Genomic DNA, 1,043 nt, shown 5'->3' on the forward strand with positions numbered 1-1,043 from the left:
ATGTTCCTCGCCAATTATGTGTACGAGAAGGAAGGCAGCAAGCATAAGGCAGTCATGCGTCAGAAGGGATTCCCGAAAGAAAAGATGTTTGGCTGGGACGATGTAGGACATCTGTTCAAGGGACATTATATTCTCATGCATTCGGTCATTTACCGCACACAGATGCTGCACGATTGCGGCTTGCAGCTGCCAGAGCATACCTTCTATGTCGACAATATTTACGTATATAAGCCGCTGCCGTATGTCAAGAACATGTATTACATGGATGTAGATTTGTATCGGTATTATATCGGACGAGAGGATCAGTCGGTGAACGAGCAGACCATGATTCGCCGCATTGACCAGCAGATTCGCGTCAATAAGATTATGTTCGCCGATGTCAATCTGTTGGCAGTCAAGGACAAAAAGTGCCGCAGATACATGTTCAACTATTTGGAGATCGTCACGACGATTACGGTCACGCTGGCGATTTTGTCCGGTACAAAAGAAAACCTGCACAAGCGGGATGAGCTGTGGGAGTACATGAAACAGACGGATAGACAGCTGTATAACAAGCTGCATCACAGCGTCATCAGCAGATATATGAATCTGCCGGGCAGACCGGGACGATTCTTAGGCAAGCTGGCATATCGGATTTCTCGAAAAGTATACGGATTTAACTAAACAAGTGAGTAAAAAGTGTCTCTGAGAGCATTCAGAGACACTTTTGGTATTTATTTCCAAGAAATGCACAAGATTTCCTTCTAACAGAAGAGAAGTTGACAAGCTGTTTTGATATGCATATAATGGAATCTGTGTAAAAATTCAAAAGATTGGTGGAAGACAAATACATGAGTAATTTGAAAATTGGTCTGCCCCGCGCCATGCTGTACCATCGGTACTCGATGCTGTGGACGGTATTTTTTCAGCAGCTGGGCGCAGAAGTCGTGACCAGTCGTCCGACAGATAAAGAAATTTTGGATCAGGGCACCGCACTGTGTGTGGATGAAGCCTGTCTGTCCGAAAAAATTTATCTGGGACATGTCAGAGCACTGGTCGGCAAG

Annotated in this window: 2 protein-coding genes; both read left to right on the forward strand. The window is 45.1% G+C overall.

What is annotated here, in order from left to right; translation table 11 throughout:
- The coding region (locus tag ACR0P9_RS13135) for a glycosyl transferase (protein ID WP_432620860.1) at positions 1-663 on the forward strand (663 nt) is incomplete at its 5' end.
- Between the two features lie 167 nt (positions 664-830).
- A partial coding sequence (locus ACR0P9_RS13140; protein WP_432620862.1) for an acyl-CoA dehydratase activase-related protein occupies positions 831-1,043 on the forward strand: 213 nt, incomplete at its 3' end.

The organism is Butyricicoccus sp. (genome assembly GCF_050872565.1).
GTDB lineage: Bacteria > Bacillota > Clostridia > Oscillospirales > Butyricicoccaceae > Butyricicoccus_A.